This is a genomic window from Mesorhizobium sp. M8A.F.Ca.ET.202.01.1.1 (assembly GCF_004791595.1).
Classification (GTDB): Bacteria; Pseudomonadota; Alphaproteobacteria; order Rhizobiales; family Rhizobiaceae; genus Mesorhizobium.
On record NZ_SRUN01000002.1, the window covers coordinates 106,175 to 130,402 of the forward strand.

Sequence of the window (24,228 nt, forward strand, 5' to 3'; positions counted from 1 at the left end):
AGACCGGCACTAGGTCGCCGATTTGGCTATCGACCGCGCTTCGGTTTCGACGAAGCAATGGGCAGAAAAAGACTTCTTTTTGCGATCCGGTCCGGATGCTCTCTTGCGGACCTTAAAACACGCAAGGCTCGCTGGGAGGCGACGCCCAAACAAGAGCGGCTGCCGAAACACAGCCGGCATACGCCACTTGCATGAGGCCGATGTCGGCAACAGCCATAGGGGAACGACGACAATGAAGACATTCCGAAATTGCCTGATGGGCGCGGTCGGCGCAGGCCTGCTGGGCCTGGGGCTTGCGGCGCCAGCCAACGCAGGCGCCATTCGTCTTGGCATGACGACCTGGGTGGGCTACGGGCCGCTGTTTCTTGCCCGCGACCTTGGTTACTTCAAGGAGGCCGGCGTCGATGTCGACCTGAAGATCATAGAAGAATCAGCACTTTACATGGCGGCGGTCGCCGGCGGCGATCTCGATGGCGCCGCCTCCACCGTCGACGAGCTGATGAAGTACCGCTCCGACGATCTCTGTTTCAAATACGTCCTGGCGCTGGACGACAGCCATGGCGGTGATGGCGTCGTGACGCAGCCCGACGTCAAGGCGCTCAAGGATCTGAAGGGCCAGCAAGTGGCCTTGAACGAGGGCTCCGTTTCCGAATTCTGGTTCAACGTGCTCCTGAAAAAGGAAGGCATGACCGAGGACGACGTCACCATCACCAACATGACCGCCGATGACGCGGCGACCGCCTTCATCGCCGGCCAGGTTCCCGCCGCGGTGACCTGGGAGCCTCACCTCACCGAAGTCCGCAAGGGCGGCAAGGGCAAGGTGCTGATCGATTCCACGACCACCCCCGGCCTGATCGTCGATGTGATCGCCCTCAAATGCGATCTGATCGAAAAGCATCCCGAAGACGTGAAGGCCCTCGTCAAGGGCTATTACAAGGCGGTCGAATACATCAAGACCAATCCGGAAAAGGCCTATGAGATCATGGCCAAGGGCATTGGCGGCTATCTCGAAAAGCCCGAGGATTTCGCCGCCGGCGCCAAGGGCGTGCGCTATTACGACCGCGATCGCAACCTGGAATTCTTCGGCACGCCGCAGAAGAGCGAGGCGTCCGACCTGGTGAACTTCGCGCAGGACATCTGGGGCAAGGCCGGCAAGCTCAAGATGACGATCGACGCGAAGACAATCCTCGACACCGATTTCATCAGGGAACAGTGAGCCTTCGGGAAGCCGGGTCGGTCCGTGTGGGCCGAACCCGGTTTCCGACAGGCCAGAACTTCGCGCTTCAGAAGATCAACGGAGACCATCCCATGGCACAGAGGCGGACGGCGTGGACGCGCCTGACGACCCCATTCGCCAACATTCCCGCCAGCACGGCGACAACGCTGGCCCTGGCGATGTGGGTGGTCGTGATCGGCGGCTGGGCTTTGCTGTCCTATGGCCGCGTCGTGCCGAACATGTTCCTGCCGACGCCCGGAACCGTGCTGCAGACGACCTATCGCATGTCTTTGGACGGCAGCCTTTTCTACCACACCTTGACCAGTGCCAAGGTGGTGATCCTGGGCTTCATCGTCTCCTCGCTGATCTCGGTGCCGCTGGGACTGTGGATGGGGACCTACCGGGTGGTGCAGGCGCCGCTCGAGCCCCTGGTCAACTTCATCCGATACTTGCCCGTGACCTCGTTCGTGCCCCTGTTCATCCTCTGGATCGGCATCGGCATCGAGCAGCGCATAGCAGTGATCTTCTTCGGCACCTTCTTCCAGCAGCTCGTGATGATTTCCGACTGCGCGCGCGGCGTATCCAGGGATCTGGTCAACGCCTCCTACACCCTCGGCACGAAGCGCAGCGAAGCCGTGTGGCACGTCATTTTCCCCGCAGCGCTTCCAGCGATCCTCGACACGCTTCGCGTCACCATGGGCTGGGCCTGGACCTATCTGGTGGTGGCCGAACTCGTCGCCGCGTCGAGCGGCCTTGGCTACATCAGCCTGAAGGCGATGCGAGGTTTTCAGGTCGATGTGATCTTCATGGCGATCGCCGCCATCGGCCTTCTCGGCCTCATAACCGACACGGCGTTCCGTCTTGTCCGGGCGAGGGTCGCGCCATGGGCACCCTGATTTTGAACGCAAGCTCGCAAACCGCAGTCGGATCAAGGATGGCAATGACCGAAACCATCAAGGCGAAAAATCTGGCCGGCACGGCCTCGACGACCGGCGATCCGCGCCCGACCGGCACGACGATGGCCATCGAAGACGTGACATTGCGTTACGGCGACGCCAACGGCGTGCTGGCGCTGGACGATGTGTCGCTGGGGGTGGCAAGGAATGAATTCTGCGTCATCGTCGGCCCTTCGGGATGCGGCAAATCCAGCCTGCTCTACCTTGCGGCCGGCCTCAATGACGCGACTTCGGGCAGCATCAAGGTCGATGGCAGGGAAGTGATCGAGCCTGGCCCCGACAGAGGCATGGTGTTCCAGAGCTACACCTTGTTTCCCTGGCTCACGGTGCGCGCCAACATCGAATATGGGCCCAGGCGCAAGGGTCTGCCGGCGGGGCAGCGCAAGCAGATCGTCGACCAGTATCTCGACGAGGTCGGCCTCGCGCCCTTTGCCGACCACTACCCCGCTCAGCTTTCCGGCGGCATGAAGCAACGCGTGGCGATTGCGCGTGCCCTTGCCAACGACCCGGCCGTTCTGTTGATGGACGAGCCCTTCGGCGCCCTGGACAGCCAGACGCGCGGCACCATGCAGAAACTGCTCTTGCGCGTCTGGGAGCGGCAGCAGAAGACGGTGCTGTTTGTTACCCACGATATAGACGAGGCGCTTGTCCTGGGCGATCGCGTTCTGGTGATGACGGCCCGGCCCGGCAAGATCAAGGCCGAGATCAAGGTCGAGATCCCCAGGCCGCGCTCGATGGACGTGATCCTCGAACCCGAGTTCATCGCGCTCAAGCGCCGCATCCTCGGCCTCTTGCATGACGAGATCGACGAGGACCACTGAACCAGTCTCTCGACATGGGGCCTCTGAAAAGGCTGCAGGCTTTCAGCGCGGATGCTGGGAATTGGCCGAAGCCTCTCTGCTTCGTCATCCACGGGCGGAGCGGGAGCGAAGCGGACGCGGAGACCCGAGGATCCATTCCGTGACCTTGGCCGAGCGACGCAGCGGAGCAGAATTCTGCACGGTAGCAACGCCTTAGCGTAACGGAATGGATTCTATGGTCTGCGCGCGTCGCTTCGCTCCTTGCTCCGCCATAGAATGACGACGTTTGGAGGGCTTAAGACAATTCTGGACGTTTGCGACGGTTCACCAGAACAGCGATGGCCTACTTGCCACCGCGATGTCCCGAGCCGAGGATCATCTCGGAAACCTTCTGTCCGATCATCATGCTTGGCGCGTTCGTGTTGCCGCCGATCAGCTTCGGCATGACTGACGCATCCGCGACCCGGAGCCCATCCACGCCGCGCACTTTCAGCGTCGCCGGATCAACGACCGCCATCGCGTCCGTCCCCATCTTGCAGGTCCCGACAGGGTGGTAGACGGTCAGCGCTTCGGCGCGCAGATAGGCGAGGATCTCGTCGTCGCTGCGGACATCCTCGCCTGGGAGCACTTCCTTGCCACGCACCGGATCGAACTCGGATGCGGCGAGGATCTTGCGCGCGATCTTGATGCCTTCGACAAGCACCATGGCGTCCTCTTCATCCGTGAAGAAACGGTGGTCGATCAGAACGTCGCGCCGAGAACTGTCGCGTGACAACCTGATCTCGCCCGCGCTTTTGGGTCTGAGCACGCAGGTATGAATGGCATAGCCATGGCCATATTCGATGAGCCTGCCGCGGTGGCTGCGATAGCCCGGCACGAAGTGGAACTGAATGTCGGGCAGGCCGTTCGCATGCCTGGTTTTCGCGAAGCCGCCAGCCTCGACATAATTGGTGGTGAGCATGCCCTTGCGGCGCGCGAAATACTGGAACGGTGCTGCCGCGATGCGGGGCAGGTTGGCAAGCGACAGGCCGAGCGTCCTGGTGCTCCTGGAGCGCACGGTGATCATGCCGTCTATGTGGTCCTGCAGGTTCTTGCCGACGCCGGGCAGGTCGAGAACCGGCGTGATGCCGATCTGCTTGAGTTCGCTTGCCGGGCCGATGCCGGACGCCATCAGGATCTTGGGCGAGTTGATGGCTCCGGCACAGAGCACGATCTCGCGGCTGGCCGAGAGCATTTTCTCCTGGCCGTCATGGCGCACGCGCAGTCCAGTCGCGCGCCCTTCGGCGATGACAAGGTCGATCACCTCGCATGCGCTGAGCAGGGTCAAGTTCTTGCGATCGAGCACCGGACGCATGAAAGCGGTGAAGCTGCTGAAGCGCTGGCCCCGGTTCTGCGTGACGTTGTAGATGCCGAGGCCGAACTGGCCCTCGGCATTGAAGTCTTCGTTGGCGGGCAGGCCGGCATTTTCACCGGCCTTGACGAACATGCGGGAAAGCACGTTTGGATCGCGCGGATTGTCGACCATAAGCTCGCCGTCCGTGCCGTGGTAGCGCGGGTCCTGGGCGACCAGATTGCGCTCCAGTTTCCTGAACACGGGCAGCACGTCGCTGTAGGCCCATCCGGCGCAGCCGAGCCCGGCCCATTCGTCATAATCCTGCGCGGCGCCGCGAATATAGACCATGGAGTTGATCGAGCTCGATCCACCCAGCGCCTTGCCCCGGTTTACCGGAATGCTGCGGTTGTTGAGATGGGGCTGTGGCACGCCGACGAAACAATAGTCGTAGTTCGGGTTGCCATAGAGCGCCAGAATGCCTGCCGGCACCTTTATCCGCAGGCTGTTGTCGCTGCCGCCTGCCTCTATCAGGCACACTCTGACCGACGGATCGGCGCTCAGCCGATTGGCCACCACGCAGCCGGCCGAACCCGCGCCGACGACAATGTGATCATAGCGTTCAGCCTTCATGGCAGCCCCTCGAGAATGCCGGCGCGCGAGGCATTGCGGAACGGGCCGCCGCGGTAGCGCATCCTGTTCCGCAACCAGTTCCGTGCCGACCCGTGCCCGGCTTCGCCCGCCACCTCATGCGGCGCCGCGGACCCGATCGCTGAAACTGTAGATGCGTCTGTCGGCGCGAGAAATTCGGAAATGGTTACGCGTGACTTCGGAGATTCGTTATGGGCGCCCACCGCCACGTGCTGCTACTTGTGAGCGCCAATAGGGAGACCGGATGGCGCAAGCGGCTTGTCCGGAACACGGCGAAATGGATCACCTAGGCTGCGTCTGCCAGCCGCCGGAAATCGGCTTTCGTCCCGTGCGGCAGGAGCTGTCGGATGGTCAGGAGAGGACTGGGCATGTCGGTTGAGACGATAGACACGCTTGTCGTTGGCGGTGGCCAGGCGGGGGTGGCCATGAGCGAGCACCTGAGCAAGTGCGGGGTGCCTCATCTCGTTCTAGAACGCGGCCGCATTGCCGAGCGCTGGCGCTCGCAGCGGTGGGATTCCCTGGTTGCCAATGGCCCGGCCTGGCACGACCGCTTCCCGGGCATGGAGTTTCCGATTACGGGTCCCGATGGCTTTCCCTCCAAGGAGGAGGTTGCCGACTATTTTGTCGCTTACGCAAAGCAGATCGATGCGCCGATCCGTAGCGGCGTCGAGGTCAGGCTTGTGCAAAGAAATGTCGGCCGGCCCGGATTCCGCGTCGAGACGTCCGATGGCCTGATCGAGGCAAACAGCATCGTCGCCGCGACCGGACCCTTCCAGGTCCCCGTCATCCCGCCTCTCGTCCCCAAGGAGGCAGGCATCCTGCAAATCCATTCCAGTGCCTACCGCAACCCCGATCAGCTGCCAAAGGGCGCGGTCCTGGTGGTCGGTGCGGGATCCTCGGGCGTGCAGATCGCCGACGAACTTCAGCGCGCTGGCAAGCGCGTCTACCTCTCGGTCGGCCCGCACGATCGCCCGCCGCGGGCCTATCGCGGGCGCGATTTCTGCTGGTGGCTGGGCGTTCTCGGCAAATGGGACCTCGAAACCCCTGGACCCGGCACGGAACATGTGACGATCGCGGTGAGCGGCGCGCGCGGCGGCGAAACGATCGATTTCCGCCGACTGGCGAAGCAAGGGCTCACCCTGGTCGGCATGACAAGGACCTATCAGGACGGGCTGATGAGCTTCGCGCCTGATCTTGCGAAGAACATTGCCCGCGGTGATGCCAATCTGATGTCGCTGCTGGACGAGGCCGACGCCTATGTGGCGCGCAACGGTCTCGACCTTCCCGAAGAGCCCGCTGCCCGCCGGATCGAACCGGATCCCGAATGCATGACCAATCCGATCCGCGAACTGCACCTGGCCGAGGCGGGGATGGCGGCGATCATCTGGGCGACGGGTTTTGCCGCCGATTACAGTTGGCTGAAGGTCGATGCCTTTGATGAGAAGGGAAGGCCAAGGCACCACCGCGGCGTCTCGACCGAGCCAGGGATCTATTTCCTGGGCTTGCCCTGGCAATCGAGAAGGGGTTCCAGTTTTATCTGGGGCGTCTGGCACGACGCCAAGCACGTGGCCGACCGTATTTCGACGCAGCGCAAATATCTGGCCTACGACGCCGCCGCGAAGCGCGAGCCAGTGGACGCCTGACCAAAGCCGACGACCGCCGCGAGCCCGACCTGATGGAGACCAATATGGCGCATACGCGAATTCGCACCTTCAATACCAAGGATACCTATCCCGAGCAGAAGCTCGACAACGATCTGTGCCAGGCGGTCGTCACGCGAGGTGGCCGCACGATCTATCTGCGCGGCCAGTGCCCGCAGGATCTCGACACCGCCAAAAACATCGGCAGCCACGATCCGGTCGAGCAGACCCACAAGGTCATGCAGAACATCAAGCAGCTCATCGAGGAATGCGGCGGCACGATGGAGCATCTGGTCAAGGTGGTGATCTATCTGACAGACGTGCGCCATCGCGAAGCCGTCTACCGGACAATGGGCGAATACATCAAAGGCGTGCATCCGGTTTCGACCGGCCTTGTCGTATCGGCCCTGGCGCGGCCGGAATGGCTGGTCGAGATCGACGGCACCGCCGTAATCCCGGATGATGCACAGCCATCATCCCGGACTAGGCCATGACCTTCTCCATCGTCGCGCGGTGCCGGCGCACAGGCATGTTCGGAGTGGCGGTGTCCTCGTCGTCTCCCGCCGTCGCGGCCCGCTGCGCCTACGCGCAGGCCGGCGTCGGCGCGGTTGCCAGCCAGAACGTCACGGACCCGACGCTCGGGCCACGGGCGCTGGAGCTGATGGCGCGAGGTGCCTCCGCCGCTGAAGCCGTCGCGATTCTGAAGCGCACGGCCGCTTTCAGCGAATACCGGCAGGTGCTGGCGGTCGACGCGGCCGGCGGCAGCGCAATCCATTCGGGACCGAAAGCACTCGGCATCTGGGCCGAGGCGCGCGGCGAGGACGTCGCCTGCGGCGGCAATCTGCTTGCCAGCGACAGGGTTCCGCAAGCCATGGTCGACGCCTTTCTCGCCTCCGAAGGCGATCTCGGCGACCGGCTGATCGCCACCATGCGGGCCGCGCTCGATGCAGGCGGGGAGGCGGGACCTGTCCGCTCCGCCGGCATGAAGCTGGTGCGCGATGTTTCATGGCCGGTCGCGGACCTGCGTTGCGACTGGACCGAGGACTGCCCGATCGAGCAGTTGGCGGCGCTGTGGGAGATCTACAAGCCCCAGCTCGACGCCTATGTCACGCGCGCTCTCAATCCGTCCGGTGCGCCAAGCTATGGCGTTCCCGGTGACGAATAGTCCGACATCTGGAGCCAGCATGAGCGAACTCAGTCATAAGGATTGGATCGGCAAGGCGTCGGCGATCCGCTTTCGCGACAGGGCGTTCATCGACGGCAAGGCGGTGCCCGCCCGCTCTGGCCGGACCTTCGCCAGCATCAATCCGGCCACGGGCGCAACGCTCGCCGAGGTTGCTTCCTGCGGCGAAGAGGACATCGACCTCGCGGTCGCTGTGGCGCGGCGCAGTTTTGAGGCTGGCGTCTGGTCGCGAGCGAGCCCTCAGCATCGCAAGCAGGTGCTGCTGCGGCTGGCGGAATTGCTGCGCGAGAACCTGCAGGAGCTGGCGCTGCTGGAATCGCTGGACATGGGCAAGCTGATCAAGGACGCGGCGACAATCGACGTGCCGGGGTCGGCGGCGATCTTCCAGTGGTACGCCGAAGCGATAGACAAGGTCTATGACGAGGTGGCGCCGACGGGCCGGGGTGACCTCGCCTTGGTGCGGCGTGAGCCGCTTGGGGTCGTGGGCGCCGTTGTGCCGTGGAACTTTCCGCTCGACATGGCGACCTGGAAATGCGCGCCCGCGCTAGCCGCTGGCAATTCGGTGGTGCTGAAACCCGCCGAGCAATCGCCATTCTCGGCGCTCAGGCTGGCCGAGCTTGCCATGGAGGCGGGCCTGCCCGCCGGCGTGCTCAATGTCGTGCCCGGCCTCGGCGAGACGGCTGGCCAGGCGCTTGGCCGCCACATGGATGTGGATTGCCTCGCCTTCACGGGGTCGACCGCTGTCGGCAAGATGTTCCTGCAATATTCCGGCCAGTCGAACATGAAGCAGGTCTGGCTGGAGACCGGTGGCAAGAGCCCCAATCTGGTGTTCGCGGATTGCGGCGATCTGGATGCGGCCGCCGACATGGCCGCCTTCGGCATCTTCTTCAACCAGGGACAGGTCTGCTCGGCCAATTCCCGGCTTCTGGTGGAACGCGGCATCAAGGATGCGCTGGTCGAGAAACTGGCAGAGCGCGCAACCGCGACCCAGCCCGGCGATCCGCTCGACCCAGCATCCAGGATGGGTGCGATGGTGGACGCGCGCCACGCCGCGACCGTCATGCGTTTCATCGATGGCGGCAGGAAGTCGGCACGGCTGGTGACCGGCGGCGACCGGGTCGCCGTCGATGGGCGCGGCAGTTTCGTGCAGCCCACGATCTTCGACAACGTGTCGCCCGACGACCCGCTTGCCCGCGACGAGATCTTCGGTCCGGTTCTGTCGGTGATCGCCTTCGACACCGAAGACGAGGCGCTTCGCATCGCCAACGATAGTGTCTACGGCCTGGCTGCATCGCTGTGGACCGACAGCCTGTCGCGGGCGCATCGCCTCGCGGAAAGGCTGCGCGCGGGCACGGTTTCCGTGAATACCGTCGATGCGCTGAGCCCGATGACTCCCTTCGGCGGTTTCAAGCAGTCCGGTTTCGGGCGCGACCTGTCGCTGCACGCGCTGGACAAATACACCGCGCTGAAGACCACCTGGATCAAGTACTGAGGAGTGGCCGCGACTTGATCACCAGCCGCAAACCGGCAACATAGAACCATGCCGCTCCGCTTTACGCTCAGACAGCTCGAATATTTCGTCGCCGTTGGCGAAGCGGGTTCGATCGCCAAGGCGGCCGAGCAGGTGAATGTCTCGCCGCCGTCCATCTCGGCGTCGATCGCTCAGCTCGAAGCCGAGTTCGGTGTCCAGCTTTTCGTGCGCAAGCACTCGCATGCCCTGGCGCTCACCGCGGGCGGACGCCTGTTTCTCAAGGAAGCCGCGCGGCTGCTCAATGATGCCGACGCGCTGCACGACATTGCCGGCGACATCGCCGAAAAGGTGCGCGGACCGCTGGCGATCGGCTGCCTGCTCACTTTCGCGCAGATCGTGCTGCCGGCGCTGCGCAAGAAATTCGAGGATGCCTATCCCGATGTGCGCGTCCGGCAATTCGAACGCAACCAGGGCCAATTGTTCGAGATGCTGCAGCGTGGCGAGATAGACGCCGCGCTGACTTACGATCTGGAGCTGTCGCAGGACATGACCTTCGAGCCGCTGATGCAGTTGCCGGCCTATGTGATGCTTCCGGCCGCGCATCGCCTGGCGGCGAAGGCAGGCATCACCCCCGAGGAACTGGTCGATGAGCCGATGGTGCTGCTCGATCTGCCCTACAGCCGCGAATACTTCCTGTCGGCTTTCCAGCCCAGGGGCCTGCGGCCCAAGATCGTCGAGCGCACCGGCGACATCGCCGTGATGCGCTCGATGGTTGCCAATGGCTTCGGCTACGGTATCGCCAATATGCGGCCGCTCAACACCATGTCGCCGGACGGAAAATTGCTGGTCTTCGTGCCTTTGCTGGGGGACCTCAGGCCGCTGACCATAGGCATTGCCTTGCCCAACGCCGAGCATCGCACGCTGACGGTGCAGGCCTTCATCGACCACTGCCGCCGCTTCGTCGTCGAGCAGGGTGTCTTCGGCACCGAACGCATCGTGAAGTGAGGGCTGCCATTCGCATCACGGCCAGCCGTCCGTGAGCCGTTCCAGCAATCTGTCCAGCATCCCGTCGCAACGCCGCAGCTGTTCGACGCTGACAAATTCATCCGGCTTGTGTCCCTGCGCCATCGAGCCCGGCCCGCAGACGACGGCAGGCGTGCCGAGATCGCGGCTGAACAAGCCGCCTTCCGTGCCGAACGCGACTTTCATCGTGTCGTTGGCACCAGTCAGCGATTTGACGAAAGCCACCGCCGCCGATGCGGCCGGCGTGTCGAGGCCCGGATAGGTATTGGTGATCTCGATTTCGATCGCGGCCTCGGCCGCGATCGAAGCCGCGTCCTCAGCGATGCGCGCCGCAGCAATGCGCAGCCTGTCGAGAATGCCGGCGGCATTGTCGGCGGCAACGTTGCGGATCTCGAAATCGACCTGGCACAGGTTGGGCACGATGTTGAGCGCGACGCCGGCATTGATCTTGCCGACATGCACCGTCGTGTAGGGAATGTCGTAGTCGCCGTCGCGGGCGCCGTCGCGGGCCAGCCGCTCCTGTTCGTCGCGCAAGGCGCGCACGAAATCGCAGCCGAGATGGATGGCATTGAGCGCCAGTGGGGCGAGCGCCGAATGGCCTTCGCGTCCCCTGCAGATGGCGCGAGCGGCAAGCTTGCCCTTGTGCCCGGTCGCCACCTGCATGTTGGTTGGCTCGCCGACGATGCACAGCAGCGGGCGTTGCGGCGCCGCGCTCAGCATTTCGATCAGGTCGCGCACGCCCAGGCAGCCGACTTCCTCGTCATAGGAGAGCGCCAGATGCAGCGGCGTCCGAAGCGCCATCTTGGAGGCCTTGACGCAGGCCGCGAGCGCGCAGGCCACAAAACCCTTCATGTCCGCAGCGCCGCGTCCATAAAGCTTGCCGTCATGCTCGGTCATTTCGAACGGCGGCAGCGTCCAGTTCTGGCCGTCGACGGGAACGACGTCGGTGTGGCCCGACAGCATGACACCGGGCCGGTCGGCCGGGCCGATGGTGGCAAAGAGGTTGGCCTTGTGTCCGTCCGCGCTGCGGACGATCTGGCAGGCAACGCCGTTCGCTTCGAGCAAGTCGGTCACATAGCCGATCAGGTCGAGGTTCGAGTCGCGGCTCACCGTCGGGAATGCAATCAGCCTTTCGAGTATCCTGATACTGTCCATGTTCCAGTCTCGCTGTGAGGTCCTGGCTGTCTAGCACCATGCCGCCAATGCCCTGAAGTCGCATTTCGCTCAGCCCCGGTTCAACACAGACTAATCCGCGCCGGCGCGCGCGATTAGGCGCGTCCTAATCGGCGCAGAAGAAATCCGTAGTTTTCCCGCGCCGGCTCCAATCTATGAGTAGTCTCGGCGGGACCGGCAGTGCCGGGCCGGCACGGAGGAAGCACCATGCGCGACCAACGCTACGACATCCTGTTCGAGCCGATGAAGATAGGTCCGGTAACGGCCAAGAACCGTTTCTATCAGGTTCCGCATTGTAATGGCGGCGGCTATCGAGATCCGTCGGCCGCGGCCGAGATGCGCCGCATCAAGTCGGAAGGCGGATGGGGCGTCATCTTCACCGAGCAGACGGAGATGCACCACACTTCCGAGATCACGCCCTTCATCGAATTGCGGCTATGGGACGACGCCGACATTCCGGCCTTGGCCAAGATGGCGAGAGCCATGCACGAGCACGGCGCGCTGGCCGGCATCCAGCTCGCCTATTCCGGGATCAACGGTCCCAACCTCTACACCAAGGAGGTGCCGCGAGGGCCGTCGGCCCTGCCGATCCGCACCTTCACCAACGATCCGGTGCAGGCACGCGCCATGGACAAGCAGGACATCCGCGACCTGCGTCGCTGGCACCGCAATGCCTTCAAACGCGCGAAGCAGGCGGGTTTCGACCTGGTGTGCCTCTATGGCGCGCACGGTTTCGGCATCATCCAGCATTTCCTGTCGACGGCCACCAACCAGCGCGGCGACGAATATGGCGGCTCGCTGGAAAACCGTTCGCGGCTGATGCGCGAGCTGATCGAGGAAGGGCGCGACGCGATCGGCGACACCTGCGGCCTGACGCTCAGGCTGTCGCTGGACGAGATGATCGGCGAGCTCGGCTTTGCCAATTCGGAAGTCCGCGACATGATCGAGATGCATGCCGACCTGCCCGATCTGTGGGATCTCGCGCACGGCGCCTGGGAGGATTGCTCCGGCCCGTCGCGCTTCAAGGAAGAGGCGGCGCAGGAAAACCTGGTGTCGGGCATCAAGAAGCTGACCTCGAAGCCGGTCGTCGGCGTCGGCCGCTTCACCTCGCCCGACGTGATGGTGAGAATGATCAGGTCAGGCACGCTCGACTTCATCGGTTGCGCCCGCCCGTCGATCGCCGATCCCTTCCTGCCGAGGAAGGTCGAGGAGGGCCGCATCGAGGACATCCGCGAATGCATTGGCTGCAACATCTGCATCACCGGCGACATGACCATGTCGATCTCGCGCTGCACGCAAAACCCGACCTTCATGGAGGAATGGCGCAAGGGTTGGCATCCGGAGCGCATGCAGGCCAAGGGCGACAGCGACAGCGTGCTGATCGTCGGCGCCGGGCCTGCCGGACTGGAGGCCGCGCGTGCGCTCGGCATGCGCGGCTACAAGGTGGCCATCGCGGAAGCAGGTACCGAGCTTGGCGGGCGCGTGGCGCGCGAAAGCAAACTTCCAGGCCTGTCCGCCTGGGGCAGGGTGCGCGACTATCGGCAGCATCAGCTCGGCCAGATGCCTGATGTCGACATCTATTTCGAAAGCCGGCTGACGGCGGATGACATCCTGTCCTTCGGCTTCCAGAACGTCGCCATCGCCACCGGATCGACCTGGCGCCGCGATGGCGTCGCGCGTGCCCATGTCGTGCCGATGCCGATCGACGCCGCGATGTCGGTTCATACGCCCGATGATCTGATGGCCGGCAAGGTACCAGGCGGCAAGGTCGTGCTGTTCGACGACGACCACTACTACATGGGCGGCGTACTCGCCGAGCTGATGGCCCGTCAGGGAACGAAGGTGACCTTGGTGACGCCATCGGCCTATGTCTCGGACTGGACCCTCAACACGCTGGAGCAGGGTGCCATCCACCGCCGCCTGGCGGAGCTCGGGGTCGATATCGTGCTCAACAGGAGCGTCGTGAGTGTCGCTTCAGGCGGTGTCGTGACGGCTTGCGTCTACACCGGCGCAACGCAGAATCTGGCGGCGGACGCCGTCGTCCTGGTCACCTCTCGCAATCAGGACGACGCCGTTTGGCGCGATCTCAAGGTCCGGGAAAACGAGTGGGCCGACAATGGCATCCGTTCGGTCAAGGTCATCGGCGACGCCGAAGCACCGGGGCCCATCGCATGGGCAACCTATGCCGGCCACCGCTTCGCCCGCGAGCTGGACGAACCCGACATCGGCGACGCATTGCCGTTTCGGCGGGAAGTCACGGCGCTGGCGGCGGGATAGATCGTAAGGCACGGATCGCAGGAGCGTCGCGCTGCTTGATCGCGCGGCAGATATCAGACCGCCCGTCCTTCCTTGTCGAAGAAATGCAGATGTCCGGGTTCGGCCCGCAGGCCGACCTCGGCGCCGGTTTCGGGCGCCGGTCCTTGATTGTGGATGACGAGGCAGGTCTGGCCCCCATCCAGCTCGACATGCAGGAGCGTGACGGCGCCGGTATATTCCGCCAGCCTTACCTTGCCGCGCAACGTGCTGTTCGAGGACTGGCCCAGCGACAGGTGCTCGGGTCGAATACCGACCGACGTGGCCGTCGCAGGGACCGACGCGCCAAGCGCGATCGGCTGTCCGTCGGCAAGTGGCAGAATGTTCATCTTGGGGCTGCCGATGAACTGAGCGACGAAGATGGTCCGCGGGCTGTCGTAGAGGTCGCGGGGCGAGCCGACCTGTTCGATCCTGCCGTCGCGCAACACCACGATCTTGTCGGCAAGCGTCATGGCCTCGATCTGGTCGTGGGTCACATAGATCATCGTCGTCGACAGGCGTTGGTGCAACGCCGCGATCTCGGAGCGCATGTGGACACGCAGTTCGGCATCGAGGTTCGAGAGCGGCTCGTCGAAAAGGAAGACGTCCGGATTGCCGACGATGGCCCGGCCGATGGCCACGCGCTGACGCTGTCCGCCCGACAACTGACGAGGAAAGCGGTCGAGCAACGGTTCGAGCTTCAGCGTCGCGGCGGCTTCCGAAACACGGCGGGCGCGTTCGCTGGCCGGCACTTTGCGGACCTTGAGGCCGAAACCCATGTTGTCGCGGACCGTCAGGTGCGGATAAAGCGCGTAGGACTGGAACACCATGGCCACGCCGCGCCTGGCCGCCGGCACCTCGTTGACCAACTGGCCGCCAATGTGGAGTTCGCCGTCGCTGATGTGCTCAAGGCCGGAGATCAGCCGCAGCAGCGTCGACTTTCCGCATCCCGAGGGACCGACGAAGACCACGAACTCGCCATCCTCGATCTCGAGATCGACGCCGCGGATGACCTGGACAGTACCGAAATTCTTGCGGATGTCCTTGAGCAGAACCTTTGTCATGACGTCCCTTATCCCTTGACGCCGGAGAGGGCGAAGCTCTCGATGATCTGGCGCTGGGCGATCAGATAGATGATGAGGATGGGAACCACCGCCAGGCTCGTCGCCGCCAGTTGCAGGTTCCACAGCGGCAGGCCGTAGCTGTCGTTGAAATTGGACAGCGCCAGCGGCAGCGTGAACTTCTCCAGCGAACTGAGGAAGATCAGCGGTTCGAGGAACAGGTTCCACGAATGCAGGAAAGTGATGATCGCGACTGCGGCAAGCGCCGGCCGCGACATGGGCAGCGCGATCTTCAACCAGACGCCGAAGCGCGACAGCCCGTCCATCTTGCCGGCGTCCTCGAGTTCCTTGGGCAGCGCCAGGAAGAACTGGCGCATCAGGAACGTCGCCACCACGCCCTGCGGGCCGAAGACCGGCAGCAGGATGAGCGGCCAGTGCGTGTCGATCAGGCCCATGGCGCGGATCAGGAAGAAGTTCGGGATGATGGTGACCTCTTCCGGCACCATCAGCGCCATCACCAGGAACAGCATCAAAAGGCCCGCACCCGCAAAACGGATGCGCGCCAGCGCATAGCCCGCCAGCGAGGCGATGAACAGGGTCAACGCCGTCACCGTCGCGGCAATGTAGAGCGAGTTGAAATACTGCCGCGCGAAGGGCTGATAGGTGAACACTTCCACAAAATTCTCGAAGCGCCAGACGCGCGGGATCAAGGTCGGCGTGCCGAAGATTTCGGTGGTGCTCTTGAAGCCACCGGAAATCATCCACAGGAACGGGAACACGAAGGGTACCGCCAGCAGCAGCAGGGCCACGGTCCAGCAAATACGATAGAGGATTTCGGTCCGGCGCGCGGTCAATCCATATCCCTCCGCCGCAGCATCACCTGCACCAGGGTCAGCGCCATGACGATGACAAACATGATCAGCGCCAGTGCGGCCGCGTAGCCGACGTTGAAGAATTTGAAGCCCTGCTGGTAGATGTAGAACGCCAGTACCAGCGTGCCGTTTTCCGGGCCGCCGCCGGTCATCTGGTAGATGTGGTCGAACACCTTGAACGACCCGATCGTCGTCAGAACCATGATGACGAGCGTCGTTGGCGCAAGCAGCGGCCAGGTGATCATGCGGAAGACCTGCCAGCGCGAAGCGCCTTCCAGCGTCGCCGCTTCCTCGTAGTCGCGCGGTATCGACTGCAGCGCCGCGATGTAGAGGATCATGTTGAGCCCGACCGTCTTGATGACGCGGGTGACGATGACCGCCGCCATCGCCCAGTTGGGCTCGCGCAGCCAGTTCGGACCGTTTATGCCGATCCAGGCCAGCATCTGGTTCACGGCGCCGCCTTCACCTTGCAGCATGAATTTCCAGACGATCGCCCAGGCAATCGCCGACGTGACCACCGGCGCGAAGAATACCGTGCGAAAGAAGACGACGCCGAAGAACGGCCGCGACAGCGCCAGCGCAAGCGAGAGCGCCAATGCCATGTTCAGGGGCACGAGCCCCAGCGCGAAGATCACGGAATTGCGCACGACATGCCAGAAGTCGGGGTTCTCCAGCAGGACGTTGTGGAAATTGCGGAGCCCGACGAACGTCGCCTGTTGGCTGAGCAGGTTCCACTCGGTCGTCGAATAGTAGAAAATGGCGACCAGCGGGCCGAGGAAGAAGATCAGGAAGCCGATCAGCGTCGGGCTGACGAACAGCCACGCTTCCAGCATTTCCCTGGTCTTCAAGGTCAGCCACGGCGCGCCCGCAGCGCGCGCCGTATTGTCCCGGAATGCCTTGCCGGCCACGAAGCGGAGCCCCTGTCAGAGCAGCGGCTGGATGGCTGCGCAGACGCCCTTCAGCGCCTCTTCGACATTGGCGTCGGCCCGCCACAATGCGTCGACGCGCGGCGCCATCGCCGCGAAGATCTGCGGCACATGCTCATGCGAGGGATGGACGCGGCCGTTGACGATCGCGGCGGCCACGCTCTTCATCTGTTCCGGCGGGATCAGCTTGTTGGAATTGACAAAGGCGTCGCTCTCCAGAACGCTCTTGCGGGCCGGCGGGAAGAACTGCGCCATGACAGCCACATTGTCCTTGCTGGTCATCTCGGCGACCAACTGGGCGGCGAGCTCCGTGTTCTTGCCCGATGCAAAGACGGTCAGCGCGGCCTGGCCGATGACCGGAGCCTCGCCGGCCGGTCCCGAAGGCAGCGGAGCAATGCCCCATTTGAAACCCGCCTCGGGCATCTTCGAGGCCCGTGAGATCTGGTTCACGGTCATCGCCGAATTGCCGGAGAAATAGTCGCCCTGTTCCCCCGGCGGCACGATCGACTTGTCCTTGAACACCATGTCGTGGAGCTGCTTGACGGCGGCCACCGCTTCCGGCTTGTCCAGGCCGCACTGGCCGTTGGCCCACAGATCGCCGCCATAGGCGCGCACGGGTGGCAGCAAGGCGTGCGTCATGCGCGATGCATAGCCTTCGCCGTCCTTGAACTCGAAGCCCCATTTGCCGGGATTGGCGTCGGTGACCTGCTTGGCGACCTCCTGGAATTTCTGCATGTTCCACTCGCCTTTCGCGGCAAGCTGGTTGGGATCTTCGAGACCCGCTTTGTCGAACATGTCCTTGTTGTAGTAAATCAGGAAAGGCGAGGTCGAGAACGGCATGCCGTAGACCTTGCCGTCCTTTTGCCAGAGCGCCATCGCCGGCTCGGAGAAATCCTCGAAATTGTATCCCTCGGTCGCCTTCAGCGTCGGGCCGATGTCCATGAGCAGGCCGGCGTTCTCGAAGGCCGGTGCGGCATCTTCCATCATCCAGGCGATATCGGGGGCATTACCGCCGGCGACCTGGAAGGTGAGCTTCTGCGTATAGTCGGCGACCGGAACGGTCTCGAACTTCACCGTGACGCCCGGGTGCTTGGCGATGAAACCCGCGGCGATGCCGTTCAGCATCTTGAGATGGGCCTCGTTGCCGGTCCACACCGTCATCCGGAGTTCCTGGGCCATCGACTGTGCCGATAGGGCGCACAGCGCCACGGCCGATAGTGCGAGCTTGATTGCGGTCTTCATGATTTCCTCCCGAAACGCTGATGGTCACTCAACAACTGTGGGCGCGATATCAATGGCCCGGCCGGCGGCGTGTGGTCATGCTGTCGCTCCTGGCAAGGCACCGGGCGCGTCACCGATCGTCCAACCGCCATCGACGGGGATGTCGGCACCGGTGATGTAGCGGGCGGCGTCGCTGCACAGGAAAACGAAAGCGCCGACGACGTCGTCGGGCTGGCCGTGGCGTCCGGCGGGAATCTTCGCCGCAACCGCCTGGCGGAAAGCGGCGTCCCGGTACCGCTCGGCGGTGGCCTCCGTCTCGATCGCGCCGGGCGATACCACATTCATGGTGACGCCGTGCGGCGCGACGTCACGCGCCATGGCGCGCACCGCCGTCAGTTGCGCCGCCTTCAGCGACGCGTAGACGATCGTTTCGGCGCGCGGCCGCCTCGCCATCACGCTGCCGGTCGCCACCACGCGCCCCCATCCGCGCTTTGCCATGGCTGGAACCAGCCGCGTGGCCAAGGTGAACAGGGCCGTGAAGTTGGCCGCGACATGTGCCTGGATATGCGCTTCGTCGACTTCGTCCCAGGCACGGCGTCGCTCGATCGCGCCGTTCGAGACCAGGATGTCGATGGCGCCGTCCGCGACCTCGCACGCGAAGGCCGACATTGCCCTGCTGTCGGTGAAGTCGGCCTCGAGGACCGCGGTGCCGGGACCGATGGCCGCAGCCGTGTCGCGCACTCCGGCGGCGTCGCCGAAATGGTGCAGCGCGACCGTGGCCCCCTGCTGGGCAAGGGCGATCGCAACCGCGCGCCCGATGCCGGAGCTGGCGCCGGTGACCAGCGCTCGACGACCGGCAAGGGAAAAACGGTCCTGGCTCAAGGCGACGGCTCCCCGAGCTTGTCGGCGACCTCGAACGAAGCGATGTCGGCCGCGTCGAAGTGTTCGTGAATGCGCCGGTCCGCGAGGTCGGTGTCGCCCGCCGCGATCGCGTCATGGATTGCCTGGTGCCGTTCAACGGTGGCGCGCCAATCCGCCTCGGTGCGATTGGAGCGTCGTGAGAACAGCTCCGAAACCTCCCGTTGGACCGAACGCATCCCTTCCATCTGGATGCGGATCATGGAATTTCCAGTGGCTGTCGCGAGGCCGAGGTGGAACAGGATGTCGGCCTGTGTGAAATCACCCGGTTTGCCAATGCCGGCCCGCATGTCGAGCAAAGCCTGGCGCATCAGGTCCAGCCCCCGCGGATCGCGGCGCTCGGCGGCCAGCCGGGCGATGCCGACCTCGATGACCCGGCGCATCTCGTTGGCTTCCTGAAGCCGCGTCAGGCTTGAACGGACGGCATAGGCATAGATGCGGTCCATCGGCTCGCCACTGAGCGCCTTCGCGCGCGCGACCTTGCCTTGCTGCGTCGACACCAGGCCCGCGCTGGTCAGCTGGCGCAGCGCCTCGCGTGCAATCGGCTTGGAGACGCCGAACTCCCGGGCGATCTCGCCTTCCGGCGGCAACGCCTCGCCAGGGGCGATGCGTCCGTCGAACAGCGCCGCTGCGATTGCATCGGAGACCCCATCCGCAAGGCGTGATGGGCTCGAGGGCTTCACGGCGAAAATCGATTTGCGTGCTGCTTCTGTGGCCATTCGGGATCCTCTTTTGGCTGCCTAGCACGATTGCCCCAAACATAGCAACTAAGTTTTCTGGTTGCTAAGTTTATAAGTGAGCGTTATGACGAGCCATCCGCAGGGACGAGGGAAGTCTGGTATCGATGCGCATGAGCGATCCAACCGTGGCCGGGCCGCTGAAGATTGCCGAGGTGATAGCCCATCCCCTCAGTCAGACGCTGCCCAGGCCTACGGTCACGTCATGGGGCGTCTACGAAAAGGTGTCGCTGGTTCTGGTCGAAGTGCGTACGACCGACGGCATTGTTGGGGTCGGCGAAACCCTGGCGCGATTTTCACCCAAGGCCTATGTCGAGTTGATCGAAAGTTCACTCAGGCCGCGCCTGCTCGGCCAGGACGCTCGCAACATCGGCGCCTTGTGGCAGTCGATGCGCCGCGCTTTGTCGGGCAAGGCAGGCGGTATGCTGATCGAGGCCATCGCCGGCGTCGATATCGCGCTATGGGATATACTGGGCAAGGCAACCGGACAGCCGATCGCCAAACTTCTTGGCGGCGTCGGACGTGATCGCATCGACGTCTACGCGGCGGCCGTCAACTGGGTTGACGACAAAGCCGCCGACGCTGAACTCGACCGCTACGTCGCCGAGGGTTTTACACGCGTCAAGGTCAAGATGGCGCGTCCTGTGCGCGACGCTTGCAAGCGCATCGAGCGCATCCGCAAGCGGGCCGGAGACGCGATCGGGCTCTGTGTCGATGCGAACTGGGCCTACAATCTGGACGAGGCCGTCGAGGTTGGCCGCGCGCTTTCGGCAAATGGCTATTTCTGGTTCGAGGAGCCGCTGCAGCCGGAGAACGAGCAGGGCTATGAGGAATTGCGTCGGCGCTGCGACGTACCGCTGGCCGCGGGCGAGAGCAATTTCACCCTCGACCAGGCGCAACGCCTGATCGCCAACCGCACACTGTCGGTGCTGCAGCCCGACGTGGCGCGCGCCGGCGGCATCTCCGAGACGCGCCGCATGGCCGAATATGCCGCCGCGCATGACGTCCGCTACGCTCCGCATATCGGCATGTCCGGCATCGTCTGCGAGACCGCGAGCGTCCACATGGCTGCCGCGATGCCGAACTTCGGCGTGATGGAATGCGAGTGTGATGCCAGCCCGTTCAAGACGCATCTGGCCGATCTCGCGCCCGGCTGCGTCAGGCAGAAGAACGGCACGCTCGATGTCCCGCAAAAACCCGGACTCGGCATCGAAATCGATTGGAAAGCCGTCAAGAAACTGAAAGCCGAATGAGGCCGAAGACCAGATGAAGAACCAGACTCCAGACCAGACCGGCGACCTGACCGAGGCGATGCGCCTGGCGCTGCTGCGCGCGGACCCCGCGCTCAGCCGTTTCGATCCGCTGCCGCGGATATTGTCGTTCGACAATTTCGCGCGCGGTCATTGCGGCTGGTCGCAGCTTGTCGGCAACTACGAGGACGATCTCGACACCATGCTGCCGGGCTACGCGCAGCACACTAGCGCGATGCTGTCGACGCTCGCCCATTGGGACGCCGGCTCGCATGGCGGGATGGATTCGTCCTATGCCCTCAAGATCGCGACACGACCGGTGGCGGGCGCCCGCAACGTCGCCATCAAACGCCACACATTCCGCAAACGCGGGCCGATCCGTTTCGAAATTTATTTTACCTTCAAGCCGGAGGCCAACACGCTGAAGCTGTCCGAAACCGACGTGCGCTCCGTCGGCCTCCTCTTCGATCTGCAGGGTGGGGACCAGGACGGCAACAACGATCGCGTCATGCCGCATCTGCGCTTCTTGAACGCGCTCGACGGCCAGCATCTGCAGAAATGGCAGTACAAGCGCGAGACCGAAAGGATCACCCCGATCGGCACCGACAACAAGACGATCAGCCACTACCATCTGTCGCCGGAAGGCTGGGTCGATCTTCCCGGCGGATCGCAGCGTCTCTGCTACAACGAAATCCCCACCAAGGTGAACTGGACGTATTTGTGCTTCGATTTCGATCTGGCAACGATGACGGCGCTCGGGCTCAGGTGCAACGATCGCAGCTTTGATCTCTCGGGCTTCGATTCGATCCGCCTCCCGGCGATGAAGAACCTGTGGTGCATGCTCAACTTCGGCCTTTTCGCCGAAACCGACGTCGCCAAACGGGCCTTCCTCTACGTCGATTCCATCTGCATTTCGGGAGATTTCTGATGCTGCCCGAGAACATCACCGCGGTCGTCTCCCGCAACGAGTGCTGGCGTGGCGAAGCCGCCAGCGAGCCCTACGAGGCGGGATGGGCGCGCGAGGCGATCTTCTTCGTGCGGGCACTCAAGCAACCCGTCGGCCCCATCGCCACGGCATGGGTCGAGGTCTCGCCGGACGGCATGCACTGGCTGCGCGAGGGCACCGAGTTTCCGATGCCAAAGGAGCGCGACGCCGTGGCGATGGCGCGGCTAGCCCATTTCGGCAACTGGCTGCGCGTCGCGGCAAGGTTCGACAGCGGCGCCGAATGCACCGTGCTGGTGACGCTGCACCTGAAGGCCTGAACCGGCTCGCGCCAACGTCACAGGCCTCGCCTACGGCTGGCCATCCCTCTTTCGATCTCATGGAGAAATCATGATCGACGTATACGCCACATTTGCCCCGGACAGCTTTGCCGGCAAGACCGTGCTGGTGACCGGTGCCGCGAGCGGCATGGGTTTCGAAACCGCCCGTGCATTCCTCTCCAAGGGGGCCGAGGTCGTGATGTGCGACCGTGATGCGGAAGGCCTTGCAAGGCGCCATGACGAGCTGGGCGGGATGGCCGGGACGCCGCACAAGGTGGTGGCCGACATGGGTGATCCCGACAGCATCGGGCGCATGTTCGACTATTGCGATGCCAGGCTGGCGCGGCTCGACAATGTCGTCACCTGTGCCGCGATCATCACCGCCAAGCGAATCCCCGACCAGGATTGGGCGCACTGGCAGCGCGTGCTGGGCGTCAACTTGCTGGGCACCTTCTTCACGGTCCAGGGCGCGGTGCAGCGCATGCAGGGCAGCGGCGGGGGAAACATCGTCTGCGTGGCATCGGACGCCGGCGTGCATGGCGGTGGCGGCCTTATCGCCGACACGGCCTATGCGGCCTCGAAGGCCGGCACGCTGTCGCTGGTGAAGTCGGTCGCGCGCGAACTGGCGGGAAAGGCGGTGCGCATCAACGCCCTCAATCCGGGGCCGACCGATTCGCCGATGCATTCCCACATCGATCCGGCCCTCAAGGACCGCATCGCGGCCAATCTGCCCATACGCCGGATGGGCCGGCCCGACGACATGGCCGCCGCGATCCTGTTCCTGTGCTCCGACGCCGCGAGCTTCGTCTATGGCGCGGCGCTCGACGTCGATGGCGGTTCGATGTTCCGCTGACCGGCGGGGCAGCCGCCCTGCGACGCTCGCTGACCCTCGCCGCCATAGAGCGTTCAGTCGGTCGGACGGTCCGCGGCCGAACGCCGTCCATCGATCCACAAGGCAAGCAAGGTGCAGGCCGCGCCCGAAAGCAGGTAGGCGCCCGCGGCGATGAGGCCGAAATTGCCGGCCAAAAGCAATGCCGCGAGTGGCGCGAAGCCGGCGCCGAACATCCAGGCGAGATCCGAGGTTATCGCCGAACCGGTATAGCGATGCTGTCGCGAAAAGCTCGATGCGACGACACCCGACGATTGCCCGAAGCTCAGCCCCAGCAGGATGAAGCCCAGCACCATGAACAGGGCCTCGCCAACGGTGCCGCCATCCAGCAGCTGCGGGGCAAAGCCGCTGAACGTCGCGATGGCGATCGCCGAACCGCCGAGCAGCGCGCGGCGTCCGACACGATCGGCGAGCGGGCCTGACGCGACGATGGCGGCGATGCCGAACAGCGCGCTCACCGCCTCGATCGCCAGGAAGCGCGCCGGCCCCTCATTTGTGAACAGGAACACCCAGGAGAGCGGAAACACCGTCACCATGTGGAACAGGGCGAAACTCGCCAGCGGCGCGAAGGCGCCGATAACGACATTGCGGCCCTCGGCCCTGATCGTGTCCCTTATGCGCGTCGGCTGGAGGTCGCCGCTCTCGTACAGTTTCGAGAATTCGGGCGTCACCACGATGCGCAGCCTGGCGAACAGGGCCACGACATTGATGGCGAACGCGACGAAGAATGGATAGCGCCAGCCCCAGGCAAGAAAGTCGTCGGCCGACAGGTTGGCGACGAAGAAGGCGAAGAGAGCGCTGGCCACGATGAGGCCGATCGGAGCCCCCAGTTGCGGGATCATGGCATAGAAGCCGCGCCGGCTCCGTGGCGCGTTCAGCGCCAGCAGCGAGGGCAGGCCGTCCCACGTCCCGCCGAGCGCCACGCCCTGCCCGATGCGTGCCAGCGCCAAAAGCCAGATCGCGACCGCGCCGATATCGCCATAGGCGGGAAGGAACGCGATGGCGACGGTCGAGGTGCCGAGCAGGAACAGCGCGATCGTCAGTTTCGCACCGCGACCGTAGGCGCGATCGACCGCCATGAACAGGACGGAGCCGAAGGGACGGGCGATGAAGGCCAGCGCGAAGATGGCGAAGGAGTAGAGCGTTCCGACGAGCGGATCATGCGTCGGAAACACCAGCTTGGGGAACACGATGACGGACGCGATCGCATAGACGAAGAAGTCGAAGAATTCCGACGTCCTGCCCACGATCACGCCGACCGCGATATCGCCCGCGCTGACCTGGCCATGATGCGAGCCGATCAACTCGCTGTTTGTTTCGGCAGTCGAAGTCTGAGCCATCTTGTCCGTCGCCACC

Annotated in this window: 22 protein-coding genes; 13 read left to right on the forward strand and 9 right to left on the reverse strand. The window is 64.1% G+C overall.

Going from position 1 to position 24,228, the window contains the following annotated elements:
• The first annotated feature begins 232 nt into the window (after positions 1-232).
• From EN845_RS05305 to EN845_RS05315, 3 genes are all read left to right on the forward strand, one after another.
• Positions 233-1,216: an ABC transporter substrate-binding protein gene (locus tag EN845_RS05305; RefSeq protein WP_127870868.1), complete on the forward strand. Its 984-nt coding sequence runs from the start codon at positions 233-235 to the stop codon at positions 1,214-1,216.
• A 92-nt stretch (positions 1,217-1,308) separates the two neighbouring features.
• On the forward strand, positions 1,309-2,112 hold the full coding sequence (locus EN845_RS05310; RefSeq protein WP_127870869.1) for an ABC transporter permease: 804 nt from the start codon (positions 1,309-1,311) through the stop codon (positions 2,110-2,112).
• Between the two features lie 122 nt (positions 2,113-2,234).
• Positions 2,235-2,993, forward strand: a complete 759-nt coding sequence (locus EN845_RS05315; RefSeq protein WP_245511674.1) for an ABC transporter ATP-binding protein — start codon at positions 2,235-2,237, stop codon at positions 2,991-2,993.
• A 322-nt stretch (positions 2,994-3,315) separates the two neighbouring features.
• On the opposite strand, the gene EN845_RS05320 is transcribed toward EN845_RS05315, so the two are convergent.
• Complete coding sequence (locus EN845_RS05320; protein WP_127870871.1) at positions 3,316-4,935, reverse strand: GMC family oxidoreductase N-terminal domain-containing protein; 1,620 nt, start codon at positions 4,933-4,935, stop codon at positions 3,316-3,318.
• 386 nt (positions 4,936-5,321) lie between these two features.
• Between EN845_RS05320 and EN845_RS05325 the strand changes: the two genes are divergently transcribed.
• Genes EN845_RS05325 through EN845_RS05345 form a run of 5 tightly spaced genes read left to right on the forward strand, consistent with a single transcriptional unit; the run spans position 5,322 to position 10,252 of the window.
• Positions 5,322-6,596, forward strand: a complete 1,275-nt coding sequence (locus tag EN845_RS05325) for an NAD(P)/FAD-dependent oxidoreductase (RefSeq protein WP_127870872.1) — start codon at positions 5,322-5,324, stop codon at positions 6,594-6,596.
• Positions 6,597-6,640: 44 nt separating this feature from the next.
• A complete protein-coding gene (locus EN845_RS05330) occupies positions 6,641-7,087 on the forward strand; it encodes a RidA family protein (protein ID WP_127870873.1) in 447 nt (148 codons plus the stop codon).
• Complete coding sequence (locus EN845_RS05335) at positions 7,084-7,758, forward strand: DUF1028 domain-containing protein (protein WP_127870874.1); 675 nt, start codon at positions 7,084-7,086, stop codon at positions 7,756-7,758. Before EN845_RS05330 ends, EN845_RS05335 begins: the two co-directional genes overlap by 4 nt.
• 19 nt (positions 7,759-7,777) lie before the next feature.
• Positions 7,778-9,268 (forward strand): aldehyde dehydrogenase, encoded by a 1,491-nt coding sequence (locus EN845_RS05340; RefSeq protein WP_127870875.1) that lies wholly within the window; start codon positions 7,778-7,780, stop codon positions 9,266-9,268.
• A gap of 48 nt (positions 9,269-9,316) precedes the next feature.
• Positions 9,317-10,252 carry a LysR family transcriptional regulator gene (locus EN845_RS05345; protein ID WP_015316459.1) on the forward strand — a complete coding sequence of 312 codons (936 nt, stop codon included), beginning with the start codon at positions 9,317-9,319 and terminating at the stop codon, positions 10,250-10,252.
• Positions 10,253-10,267: 15 nt separating this feature from the next.
• Here the strand turns inward: EN845_RS05345 and argE are convergent, their stop codons facing one another.
• The gene (gene argE / locus EN845_RS05350; protein WP_127870876.1) at positions 10,268-11,425 is read right to left on the reverse strand and encodes an acetylornithine deacetylase; all 1,158 of its coding nucleotides are present in this window, start codon (positions 11,423-11,425) and stop codon (positions 10,268-10,270) included.
• A 225-nt stretch (positions 11,426-11,650) separates the two neighbouring features.
• On the opposite strand from argE, the gene EN845_RS05355 reads away from it, so the two are divergent.
• Positions 11,651-13,720 (forward strand): FAD-dependent oxidoreductase, encoded by a 2,070-nt coding sequence (locus tag EN845_RS05355; RefSeq protein WP_127870877.1) that lies wholly within the window; start codon positions 11,651-11,653, stop codon positions 13,718-13,720.
• A gap of 53 nt (positions 13,721-13,773) precedes the next feature.
• Here EN845_RS05355 and EN845_RS05360 read toward each other — a convergent pair whose 3' ends face one another.
• From EN845_RS05360 to EN845_RS05385, 6 genes are all read right to left on the reverse strand, one after another.
• A complete protein-coding gene (locus EN845_RS05360) occupies positions 13,774-14,799 on the reverse strand; it encodes an ABC transporter ATP-binding protein (RefSeq protein ID WP_127870878.1) in 1,026 nt (341 codons plus the stop codon).
• A gap of 8 nt (positions 14,800-14,807) precedes the next feature.
• Entirely contained in the window at positions 14,808-15,650 is an 843-nt protein-coding gene (locus EN845_RS05365) for a carbohydrate ABC transporter permease (RefSeq protein WP_127275841.1), read from the reverse strand.
• The gene (locus EN845_RS05370; protein ID WP_127871027.1) at positions 15,647-16,501 is read right to left on the reverse strand and encodes a sugar ABC transporter permease; all 855 of its coding nucleotides are present in this window, start codon (positions 16,499-16,501) and stop codon (positions 15,647-15,649) included. The genes EN845_RS05365 and EN845_RS05370 overlap by 4 nt, the downstream gene beginning before the upstream one ends.
• 90 nt (positions 16,502-16,591) lie before the next feature.
• On the reverse strand, positions 16,592-17,836 hold the full coding sequence (locus EN845_RS05375) for a sugar ABC transporter substrate-binding protein (protein ID WP_127870879.1): 1,245 nt from the start codon (positions 17,834-17,836) through the stop codon (positions 16,592-16,594).
• A 75-nt stretch (positions 17,837-17,911) separates the two neighbouring features.
• The gene (locus EN845_RS05380) at positions 17,912-18,697 is read right to left on the reverse strand and encodes an SDR family oxidoreductase (RefSeq protein ID WP_127870880.1); all 786 of its coding nucleotides are present in this window, start codon (positions 18,695-18,697) and stop codon (positions 17,912-17,914) included.
• Entirely contained in the window at positions 18,694-19,452 is a 759-nt protein-coding gene (locus EN845_RS05385; protein WP_127870881.1) for a FadR/GntR family transcriptional regulator, read from the reverse strand. The genes EN845_RS05380 and EN845_RS05385 overlap by 4 nt, the downstream gene beginning before the upstream one ends.
• Before the next feature lie 131 nt (positions 19,453-19,583).
• On the opposite strand from EN845_RS05385, the gene EN845_RS05390 reads away from it, so the two are divergent.
• The 4 genes from EN845_RS05390 to EN845_RS05405 all read left to right on the forward strand — a co-directional run bounded on the left by EN845_RS05390 (position 19,584) and on the right by EN845_RS05405 (position 22,836).
• Positions 19,584-20,723, forward strand: a complete 1,140-nt coding sequence (locus tag EN845_RS05390) for a mandelate racemase/muconate lactonizing enzyme family protein (protein WP_245511638.1) — start codon at positions 19,584-19,586, stop codon at positions 20,721-20,723.
• A 58-nt stretch (positions 20,724-20,781) separates the two neighbouring features.
• Complete coding sequence (locus EN845_RS05395; protein ID WP_127871028.1) at positions 20,782-21,648, forward strand: DUF6772 family protein; 867 nt, start codon at positions 20,782-20,784, stop codon at positions 21,646-21,648.
• Entirely contained in the window at positions 21,648-21,983 is a 336-nt protein-coding gene (locus EN845_RS05400) for a hypothetical protein (RefSeq protein ID WP_127870883.1), read from the forward strand. The genes EN845_RS05395 and EN845_RS05400 overlap by 1 nt, the downstream gene beginning before the upstream one ends.
• A gap of 70 nt (positions 21,984-22,053) precedes the next feature.
• Complete coding sequence (locus EN845_RS05405) at positions 22,054-22,836, forward strand: SDR family oxidoreductase (protein WP_127870884.1); 783 nt, start codon at positions 22,054-22,056, stop codon at positions 22,834-22,836.
• Between the two features lie 53 nt (positions 22,837-22,889).
• On the opposite strand, the gene EN845_RS05410 is transcribed toward EN845_RS05405, so the two are convergent.
• Positions 22,890-24,212 carry an MFS transporter gene (locus EN845_RS05410; protein WP_127871029.1) on the reverse strand — a complete coding sequence of 441 codons (1,323 nt, stop codon included), beginning with the start codon at positions 24,210-24,212 and terminating at the stop codon, positions 22,890-22,892.
• Between the last annotated feature and the right edge of the window lie 16 nt (positions 24,213-24,228).

Coding starts and splice junctions, on each gene's coding strand:
- EN845_RS05320 (WP_127870871.1), bottom strand. CDS start 4,935: ATGAAGGCTGAACGCTATGATCACATTGTCGTCGGCGCGGGTTCGGCC.
- EN845_RS05395 (WP_127871028.1), top strand. CDS start 20,782: ATGCGCCTGGCGCTGCTGCGCGCGGACCCCGCGCTCAGCCGTTTCGAT.
- EN845_RS05370 (WP_127871027.1), bottom strand. CDS start 16,501: ATGCTGGAAGCGTGGCTGTTCGTCAGCCCGACGCTGATCGGCTTCCTG.
- EN845_RS05335 (WP_127870874.1), top strand. CDS start 7,084: ATGACCTTCTCCATCGTCGCGCGGTGCCGGCGCACAGGCATGTTCGGA.
- EN845_RS05340 (WP_127870875.1), top strand. CDS start 7,778: ATGAGCGAACTCAGTCATAAGGATTGGATCGGCAAGGCGTCGGCGATC.
- EN845_RS05385 (WP_127870881.1), bottom strand. CDS start 19,452: ATGGCCACAGAAGCAGCACGCAAATCGATTTTCGCCGTGAAGCCCTCG.
- EN845_RS05400 (WP_127870883.1), top strand. CDS start 21,648: ATGCTGCCCGAGAACATCACCGCGGTCGTCTCCCGCAACGAGTGCTGG.
- EN845_RS05315 (WP_245511674.1), top strand. CDS start 2,235: ATGGCCATCGAAGACGTGACATTGCGTTACGGCGACGCCAACGGCGTG.
- EN845_RS05325 (WP_127870872.1), top strand. CDS start 5,322: ATGTCGGTTGAGACGATAGACACGCTTGTCGTTGGCGGTGGCCAGGCG.
- argE (WP_127870876.1), bottom strand. CDS start 11,425: ATGGACAGTATCAGGATACTCGAAAGGCTGATTGCATTCCCGACGGTG.
- EN845_RS05410 (WP_127871029.1), bottom strand. CDS start 24,212: ATGGCTCAGACTTCGACTGCCGAAACAAACAGCGAGTTGATCGGCTCG.
- EN845_RS05405 (WP_127870884.1), top strand. CDS start 22,054: ATGATCGACGTATACGCCACATTTGCCCCGGACAGCTTTGCCGGCAAG.
- EN845_RS05345 (WP_015316459.1), top strand. CDS start 9,317: ATGCCGCTCCGCTTTACGCTCAGACAGCTCGAATATTTCGTCGCCGTT.
- EN845_RS05330 (WP_127870873.1), top strand. CDS start 6,641: ATGGCGCATACGCGAATTCGCACCTTCAATACCAAGGATACCTATCCC.
- EN845_RS05360 (WP_127870878.1), bottom strand. CDS start 14,799: ATGACAAAGGTTCTGCTCAAGGACATCCGCAAGAATTTCGGTACTGTC.
- EN845_RS05390 (WP_245511638.1), top strand. CDS start 19,584: ATGAGCGATCCAACCGTGGCCGGGCCGCTGAAGATTGCCGAGGTGATA.
- EN845_RS05305 (WP_127870868.1), top strand. CDS start 233: ATGAAGACATTCCGAAATTGCCTGATGGGCGCGGTCGGCGCAGGCCTG.
- EN845_RS05310 (WP_127870869.1), top strand. CDS start 1,309: ATGGCACAGAGGCGGACGGCGTGGACGCGCCTGACGACCCCATTCGCC.
- EN845_RS05355 (WP_127870877.1), top strand. CDS start 11,651: ATGCGCGACCAACGCTACGACATCCTGTTCGAGCCGATGAAGATAGGT.
- EN845_RS05375 (WP_127870879.1), bottom strand. CDS start 17,836: ATGAAGACCGCAATCAAGCTCGCACTATCGGCCGTGGCGCTGTGCGCC.